Annotated in this window: 5 protein-coding genes and 1 pseudogene; 2 read left to right on the top strand and 4 right to left on the bottom strand. The window is 70.4% G+C overall.

Annotation, left to right across the window (positions count from 1 at the left end; translation table 11 throughout):
• The 4 genes and pseudogenes from ACWELJ_RS31870 to ACWELJ_RS31855 all read right to left on the bottom strand — a co-directional run.
• Positions 1 to 705: pseudogene (locus tag ACWELJ_RS31870) on the bottom strand (hypothetical protein); the annotation flags it as partial.
• 121 nt (positions 706 to 826) lie between these two features.
• On the bottom strand, positions 827 to 2,278 hold the full coding sequence (locus ACWELJ_RS31865; protein WP_452369791.1) for an NAD(P)/FAD-dependent oxidoreductase: 1,452 nt from the start codon (positions 2,276 to 2,278) through the stop codon (positions 827 to 829).
• 215 nt (positions 2,279 to 2,493) lie between these two features.
• Positions 2,494 to 3,384, bottom strand: coding sequence for a tat pathway signal sequence (locus ACWELJ_RS31860; protein ID WP_452369790.1), 891 nt, complete (start codon positions 3,382 to 3,384; stop codon positions 2,494 to 2,496).
• Between the two features lie 107 nt (positions 3,385 to 3,491).
• Positions 3,492 to 3,698 (bottom strand): hypothetical protein, encoded by a 207-nt coding sequence (locus ACWELJ_RS31855; protein WP_452369789.1) that lies wholly within the window; start codon positions 3,696 to 3,698, stop codon positions 3,492 to 3,494.
• A gap of 178 nt (positions 3,699 to 3,876) precedes the next feature.
• Between ACWELJ_RS31855 and recC the strand changes: the two genes are divergently transcribed.
• Positions 3,877 to 7,203, top strand: a complete 3,327-nt coding sequence (gene recC / locus ACWELJ_RS31850) for an exodeoxyribonuclease V subunit gamma (protein ID WP_452369788.1) — start codon at positions 3,877 to 3,879, stop codon at positions 7,201 to 7,203.
• A 571-nt stretch (positions 7,204 to 7,774) separates the two neighbouring features.
• The coding region (locus ACWELJ_RS31845; RefSeq protein ID WP_452369787.1) for a UvrD-helicase domain-containing protein at positions 7,775 to 8,820 on the top strand (1,046 nt) is incomplete at its 3' end.

Genomic DNA, 8,820 nt, shown 5'->3' with positions numbered 1-8,820 from the left:
CGGGGCGGCCACGCCCACGCCGACCGCCGCGCCCACGGCGGCGGAACCGACCGTCGCGGCGGCCATGCGATCCGACCGGCTCGGCTCGAAGCCGGCCGAGTCGTAGGTGCGGGCCAGTTCGGCCTCGGCGCCCGCGGCGAGCGCGTTCACCTGGGCGGCCTGGTCCGCGGTGAGCCAGCCCGGGATATCGAGCTGGGTGTCGCCGAGGCGCAGCTTGCCCTCGGGTGCCGCGATCGGCGCCACCTCGGGGGCCGCCAGCGGGTTGGGCTGGCGCAGCTTGCCGTGATCGACGGGGGCCAGCGGCGCGTTGGGGATGTCGCGCACGCCGGTGGCGGAGTTGCGGCCGACCCGCACGGGCACGACCTCGGCGGCGGGCTCGATCAGCTCGTCCGGGGCGGCCTCGGCCGCGGTGGCGGCCAGGTAGGTGTGCGCGCCGTCGGCCATGGCCTGCGGCATCGGTACGGCCAGCTTGCCGAACGGGGTGTCCACGACGACGCCCGGCTGGGCGTCGGTGCCGTCGGGCAGCATGGTGGTGGGCTGATTGTCGACCACGGCCGGCTGGGTTTCGTCGGACGAAACCGGTTCCGCCGCACTGGTTCCGGCGGCGGCGAGGGCGGCGACCAGCGGCAGCGCGCCCGCGACCGCCAGTGTGCCCAGGCGCCGTCGCCGCGGCGAAACAGTATCGACCGGTTGGCGTTTGCCCATGAATGACCTTTCTTTCCGAATATCGACAGACGTCGAACATTCGGACCCGGCCGGTGCGCCGGATTGGTCTGGACACGCCGCCCGGTCAGACCCGCATTCGAAGGACAGCCGGACCGGGCTGTCAGCCCGCGCGCTGTTCGGTGGATTTCGCCGATTCGGAATTCGCCACGGATTTGCCGTTGCCGGAAGCGTTTTCCGCCGCGCCGATCTGTTTGGCCAGTTCCAGCGCCTCGGCGGGATCGTCGAGCGCCTCGAGCGCGAGTCGTGCGAACACCCACTGCTCGGTGGCCGCCATCTGACCGCGGTGGCGGCCCAGGAACGACACGAACCACTCCAGCACCGTGACGAACCGGCTGCGGAAGCCGACCAGGTACCACAGGTGCAGACCCAGCCAGGCCAGCCACGCGAAGAAGCCGCTGAACTCCAGCTTGCCCACCTGGCAGACCGCGTTGAACCGCGACACGGTGGCCATCGAGCCCTTGTCGAAGTACTTGAAGGGCTTGCGGTCCTCGATCTTCTGCTTGCCCTCGGTCTCGGCCTTGATCGCCTTGGCGGCGTAGGTGCCGCCCTGGATCGCGCCCTGGGCCTGTCCGGGCACGCCCGGCACCGACATCAGGTCGCCGACCACGAACACGTTCGGGTAGCCCTTGATGGTGAGGTCCGGTTCGACGATGACACGTCCGGCCCGGTCCACCTCGGTGCCCTTGGACTTGTCGGCCAGGATCTTGCCCAGGCCACTGGCCTGCACGCCCGCCGACCACACCTTGCAGGCGGATTCGATGCGGCGTTCGGAGCCGTCCTTGTCCTTGACGGTGACCCCGCGCGCGTCGACATTGGTGACGATGGCGTTGAGCTGGATCTCCACGCCCATCTTCTCGAGCCGCTTGTGGGCCTTGGCGCCGAGCTTCGGGCCCATCGGGGCGAGCACCGCGCCCGCGCCCTCGACCAGGATGACGCGCGCGTCGCGGGTGTCGATATTGCGGAAGGTGCCGTCCAGGGTGCGGTCGGCGAGTTCGGCGATCTGCCCGGCCAGCTCGACGCCGGTGGGGCCGGCGCCGACCACGACGAAGGTCATGAACCGGTCGCGGGTCTCCTGGTCGGTGGCCAGCTCGGCCTCCTCGAAGGAGCCCAGGATGCGCGCGCGCAGTTCGAGGGCGTCGTCGATGGTCTTCATGCCGGGGGCGTAGGTGGCGAAGTGGTCGTTGCCGAAGTAGGACTGCTGTGCGCCCGCGGCCACGATGAGGCTGTCGAACGGGGTGACGTAGTCCCGGTTGAGCAGGCGCGAGGTGACGGTGCCGCCCTCGAGGTCGACATCGGTGACCTCACCCATGATCACCTGCGTGTTCTGCTGCTTGCGCAGCACGATGCGGGTGGCCGGGGCGATCTCGCCGACGGACAGGATGCCGGTCGCGACCTGGTACAGCAGCGGCTGGAACAGGTGCGTGGACGTCTTGGAGATGAGTGTGATGTCGACATCGGCCTTGCGCAGGTGCTTGCAGGCGAACAGTCCACCGAACCCGGACCCGATCACCACCACCCGATGGCGCTGTGCGACGGATTTCTCGGCGTTCATCTAGTTCCTGCTCCTCGCCAGACGGTGAAACTACGACAACTCACGCACAACGGTAGTGCAGTGTGAGTAGCGCAGCCCAATCAGGACCGACCGAAAACAGACCTTCGAGACAGCTCACTCGAAAATACAATATGGGCGGTCGTTCAGCGAGGATTGGCGCGAGACCGTGCCGGGCGGCTCCGGTGGCCGCCCGCGCACGCGTTCAATGAAAAGGATCAGCGTCCCTGGAAGAGCAATTGCGCCACGCGCGTGGTGGTTTCGGAGCCCTCGAGGTAGCCGCCCTGAGTGCCCTGCTCGGTCATGATCGCCAGGGTGTAGCGCTCGCCGGGTCCGGCGAAGCCGACCGAGTTGACCACCCAGCCGCCCTGCTCGTCGGACCAGCCGTTCTTCAGGCCGGGGTTCATGGCCGCGCCCGCGCCCCACACGCCCCAGTGCTGGTTGGTGTCGACCTTGCGCATGCGGTCGAGCAGGTAGGCGCGGTCGTCGGGGTGCATGCGGGTGAGGATGTTGTCCATCAGCCGGTCCAGGTCGGCGGGCGAGCACTGCTGGAAGCCCCAGTCCGGAAACAGCTTGATCTGCTCGATGGAGGTGGTCGGCGGCAGCGGGATCAGCCCGGACATGCCGTTGGCGCGGAAGGCGTTGTTGAACGCCATGCGGTCCAGTCCGGCGAACTTGTTCCACAGGATGTCGGCGGCGTTGTCATTGGAGGTTGCCAGCATCGACTCCAGCAGCGCGCGGTCGTCGGGGCCCAGCGCGATGGCGCCGACCCGTGCGCGGTTCAGCAGATCCTCCGCGATCGCCAGCTTGATGGTGGACGCGGTCCAGAAGTTGGTGTCCGCGTTGCCATTCCGGTAAATGCCGCCGGTGACGCGGTCGCGCATCACATAGCCGGTGACGCCGGGGCGGGTGGCGAGATAGTCGTCGACCGCGGCGATTCGTTTGCTCATATCGGCGTCGAATCCCGCGATCGGGCCCTGCGTGTGCACGGGGACCGCGCCGGCGACGGGAATGAGGACGGGCGCGGCCGGAATCAGGGCAGCGGCCGCGAGGACACAAGCGGAGGAGGCCACGCGCCGGGCCTTGGGGGAACGCACGAGGGAACACAATAGAGGGGACAATGCCCGATTCGCACGTCTTGCAGGTGATCGGCCTGTCTGTTATCGAATCGACACTGTCGCACGGATTTTCGTGCCGCTCGAGAGTTTCGTCCGGATCAGCGGAAAGCCGCGCGTAGCTCTTCGATTCCGCGGCCGTTGAGCCGATAGCAGTGCTCGAAGGCCTCGGTGTGGCGTTCGCGCGGCCAGGACTGCAGCACCACGCCGCGTCCGTAATGGCGGGAGTTGACCAGCTCCCAGCGGTCTCCCACCCGCCGCACCGTGAACCCGGTTCTGGGCACCAGGGGAATCACCGACGCAGACATGTACGCGGACCAGCCTTTCGACGAGAATTGCCAACCACCCCGAAAGGCACTGTCGCATACCACACTCGAATTTCGCAGTGACGCGCCCTAGCAAATATCCGGCGTGTGTCAGGTGTCACCCGGCGAGCCGCGCAGCCCGGTGTTTGCATGTCGTTCGCCGACTGTATAAACACAGGTCGTGCACATTCACCGGGCCGAACGAGCGGATACGCTCGCCGACGCGCTCGCCGGGCTGCTGATCGAACCGCTCGGCGATCCGTTCACCCCGGAAGTCGTCGCGGTTCCCGCCAAGGGGATCGAACGGTGGCTCACCCAGCGCCTGGCCACGGTACTCGGTGCGGGGACCGGCTCGGCGCCCGACGGGATCGCGGCCAATATCGATTTCGCGGATCCGGCGGCCTTGGTGTCGGCGGTGCTGGCCGAGGCGACCGGGGTGGATCCCGAGCAGGATCCGTGGTCGCCGGAGCGACTGGTCTGGACCTTGTTGCCGGTCCTCGACGACGTGCTGTCCGAACCGTGGAGCGCGGTGCTCGCCCGCCACCTCGGGCACGGCGACCCGGGCGGATACCGGGTGGGACGGCGCTACGCGACCGCGGCGCGGATCGCGGCGCTGTTCGACAGCTACGGCACCCAGCGCCCGGCCATGATCACCGAGTGGGCCGCGGGCGGCGACACCGACGGCGCGGGCCATGAGCTCCCGGCGGACCTGGTGTGGCAGGCGATGCTGTGGCGGCGCGTGCGCGGCGTGGTCGGACTGCCCAGTCCCGCCGAGCGGCTGGCGGCGGCCTGCGCGCGGCTGCGGGCCGAGCCGTCGATCGTGTCGGTGCCGGAACGGATTTCGCTGTTCGGGGTGACCCGGCTGGCCACCGATCAGCTGGAGGTGCTGTCGGCGCTGTCGGCCGGGCGGCAGGTGCACCTGTGGCTGGTGCATCCCAGCCCGGCGCTGTGGACCAAGCTGGCCGAGGCCGAGGTGATCCCGAATTCCGGTGTGCGCGTGCGGCATCCGCTGCTGGCGGCGCTGGGCCGCGACGTGCGGGAGCTGCAGGCGCGGCTGTCGGGCTACGACCACATCGACACCTATCACCCGGGGCCGGACGAGATCGGGCCGCGCACGCTGCTGTCGGAGCTGCAGGCCGCGGTGCGCCAGGACCGCTGGTCGCTGCTGCCCGATCCGGGCCTGGCCGACGGGACGGTCACCGTGCACTCCTGTCACGGGCCGGCGCGGCAGGTGGAGGTGTTGCGCGACGCGCTGCTGAGCGTGTTCAGCGCCGATCCGACGCTGGAACCGCGAGACGTCATCGTGCTGTGCCCGGACGTGGAGAGTTACGCGCCGCTGGTGCGCGCGGCGTTCGGGCAGTGGTCCCTCGACGGGGCCGAGCCGGGGCATCCCGCGCACGGGCTGCGGGTGCGGCTGGCCGATCGCGCCCAGCGCGCGGTCAATCCGGTGCTCGACGTGGTGGGCACGCTGCTGGAGCTGGCCGACGGCCGCGTCACCGTGACCGAGGCGCTGGATCTGTGTGCGGCCGAACCGGTTCGGCTGCGCTGCGGCTTCGACGACGACGATATCGAGCGGCTGCGGGAATGGGCGGCCGAGACCGGGGCGCGCTGGGGGATCGGGCAGCGGCAGCGGCAGGCGTTCGGGCTCGGTGACTTCCCGCAGAACACGCTCAACGCCGCCGTGGACCGGATCCTGCTCGGGGTGGCGGCGGGCGAATCCAGTGAGGACTGGCTGGATCTGGTGCTGCCGCTGGACGACGTCGACAGCAATGACATCGATCTGGGCGGCCGGTTCGCCGAATTCGTGGACCGGCTCGCGGTGTGCCTGCGCGACCTGCGCGGCTCCACCCTGGACGAGCCCGCGGGCAGCGCGCGCCCGGCGTCGGAATGGGCCGCGGTGCTGGGCCGAGCCCTGGATCTGCTGACCGAGGTGCCGTCCGGTCAGGGCTGGATGGCGGTGCAGGCGCGGCGCGAACTGACGACGGCTCTGGAACCGGCGGGCCCGATTCCCTTGCGGCTCAGCGATATCGGCGCGCTGCTCACGGCCCGGCTGGCCGGGCGGCCCTCGCGCGCCAACTTCCGCACCGGGGAGCTCACGGTGTGCACCATGGTGCCGATGCGGTCGGTGCCGCACCGGGTGGTGGTGCTGCTGGGCCTGGACGACGAGGTGTTCCCGCGCGCGGGCGGCGTGGACGGGGACGACGTGCTGGCCCGGCACCGGTGCCCCGGGGATCGGGATCCGCGCAGCGAGGACCGGCAACTGCTGCTCGACGCCATCATGGCGGCGGGGGAGCGGCTGGTGCTGCTGCACACCGGATCCGATCCGGTCTCGGGCGCGCACCGTCCGCCCGCGATCCCGCTGGCCGAACTGCTCGACACCGTGCGCGCGCATATCGGCGCGGGGGCGATGGATCAGGTGGTGACGCGGCATCCGTTGCAGCCCTTCGATCGCCGCAACTTCCGGCCGGAGCGTCCGTTCAGTTTCGACACGGTCGCGCTGGCCGGTGCGGTGGCGGCGGGTCGTGCGCCGCGACCGCGTCCGCTGTTCCTGCCGGCCGCGTTGCCGGGTCGCGAGCCCGGGGATGTCGAGCTGGCCGATCTGGTGTCCTTCGCTGAGCATCCGGTGCGGGCATTCCTGTGGCAGCGCTTGGGAATTCGGGTGCCCGAGGACGAGGAGGAGATCGCCGACCGGCTCCCCATCGAACTCGACGGGCTGACCAAGTGGAATATGGGCGAGCGCATGCTCTCGGCACGGCTCACCGGCGTGGATCCGAATGTGCTGCGGGCCGCGGAGTGGCGGCGGGGGACGCTGCCGCCGTTCGGGATGGGCGCGGCCGTGCTCGACGAGGTCGAGGGAACCGTCGACCAGCTGGTGCGGGTGGCGCGGCCGTTGCACGAGATCCCGTCGCGCACCATCGATATCGCGGTGGATCTGGGTGACGGGCGACGTCTGACCGGCACGGTGCCCGATGTCCACGACGACGCGCTGCTGCGCACCACCTTCTCGCGGCTGGCCCCGAAACACCGGATGGCGGCGTGGATTCGCCTGCTGGCCTTGGCGGCGACCGGGACCCATCAGTCGTGGCGCGCCATCACCATCGGGCGCGGGAAGCATCATCGTCCGGCCTGGCAGTCGACGCTCGTCGCGCCGCCCGCGCCCCTGGCCCGGGGACTGTTGCGGGATCTGGCGTTGTTGCGCGACGAGGGTCTCGCCGAACCGCTGCCGATCGCGCCGTCGGCGTCGGCCACCTATGCCGAGCGTCGTCTGGCGGGCGCCTCGCCCGAGGACGCGCTGCACGCGGCGAGCCAGGACTTCGACGATCGCTTCGGTGAACACACCGACCGCTACTTCCGGCACATCCTGGGCCAGTCGCCGCGGTTCGATCAGCTCACCGAGGCCGCCGCTGCCGCGGTGCCGGGTGTCGAATCCGAACCGACGCGTTTCGGCGAGCTGGCGCGTCGTCTCTGGAATCCCCTGCTGACCAACGAGAATCAAGGTCAGCCATGATCACCCCGAGGAGGACTCTCCTGCCCGTGACCGTCCCCGGGAGCCGCGCATGACCGACGATCTGTTCTCGTTCACCGATCCCGACCTGGCGCCGCGACCCCCACGGCGCAGGCTGCTGCGGGCGGACCCGGCGGCGAGTGAACCTCGGCGTCCGGAGGCCGGATCGCCTGATTCGGGTGCCCCCGACCTGTTCGATACCGCGGAACCGATGCTCCTGGGCGGACCGGGCTCGGGTGCCGACGCGCGCGAAAGCGTTGCCGGCGAGGCCGATCCCGGTGGTCCGCAAGGTCTGTGGGCAGCTGCTCCCCAGGTGAGCGTTGGGCCGGAGTCGCAGCCCGCCGATCCGTCCGGGCCGCACCACGATTCGGATACCGCCGGTGCGGGCGTGTCGATGCGTTCGGGTGATGAACCCGCGGGACAAGGGCTGTGGGACGACGGCTCGGCGGCATCGCGATCAACGGCCGGATCGGTGTCCGGGGGTGCCACGTCCGGAACGGCTGACGCATCAGGGGCTTTCACGGATTCGGGGAACCGGTTCGAGCTGACCGGGCCACTACCGACGGGGACGACCGTGCTCGAAGCGAGTGCGGGCACCGGGAAGACGTACGCCATCGTCGGATTGGCGGTCCGGTTCGTCGCCGAGCTGGGAGTGGATGTCTCCGAGCTGCTGCTGGTGACGTTCAGCCGGGCCGCGACGCAGGAATTGCGGGAGCGCACACGGGACCGGTTCGTCGCGGTGGCGGCCGCGCTGTCGGAACCGGAGCGCGCGCGGGCGTCGGGCGACGAGCTGATCCGGCATCTGGCGCAGGGCAATCCGGGCGAGATCGCGACCAGGCGCGAGCGGCTGCTGACGGCGCTGTCGGACTTCGACGCGGGAACCATCGCCACGACGCACAGCTTCTGTCAGCGCATGCTCGACGAGCTGGGGCTGGCGGGGGAGCAGGATCCGGGGGTGCGGCTGGTCGAGGGCGTCGCCGAGCTGGTGTCCACGGTCGCCGACGACCTGTATCTGAGCCGATACGCGCGCGGCGGGTCGGTATTCGGTCCGGCCGACGCGCAGCGGCTGGCCGCGGCGGCGGTCGGTGACCCGCACGCGCTGCTGCTGCCGGAGGCCGAGAGCGAGGACGATCCAGCCGCCGAGCGGGTGGCGTTCGCGTCGGCGGTGCGGGTGGAAACCGCACGGCGCAAACGGCTTTCGGGATTGCGCGACTTCGACGACCTGCTGGTGCTGCTGCACGAGGTGCTCGCCGATCCCGAGCACGGTCCGCGCGCCTGCCGGCGGATCCGGGATCGGTACCGGGTGGCGCTGGTCGACGAGTTCCAGGACACCGACCCGCTGCAGTGGGACATCCTGCGCCGCGCCTTCCACGGGCACGCCACCCTGGTGCTGGTCGGCGACCCGAAGCAGGCCATCTACGCCTTCCGCGGCGCGGAGGTGCTCAGCTACCTGGACGCGGTGGCGCACGCCGACGGCAAGCGCGAGCTGACCACCAACCGGCGCAGTGACGCGGGCCTGCTGGCCGCGCTCGAGCACGTGCACGGCGGTGCGGCCCTGGGGCACAAGGAGATCACCGTGCACCGGGTCGCGGCGACGCGGCCGTTCTCGCGGCTGTCGGG

The organism is Nocardia sp. NPDC004582, from assembly GCF_053602115.1.
This window is presented reverse-complemented; position numbering and strand designations above follow the sequence as displayed.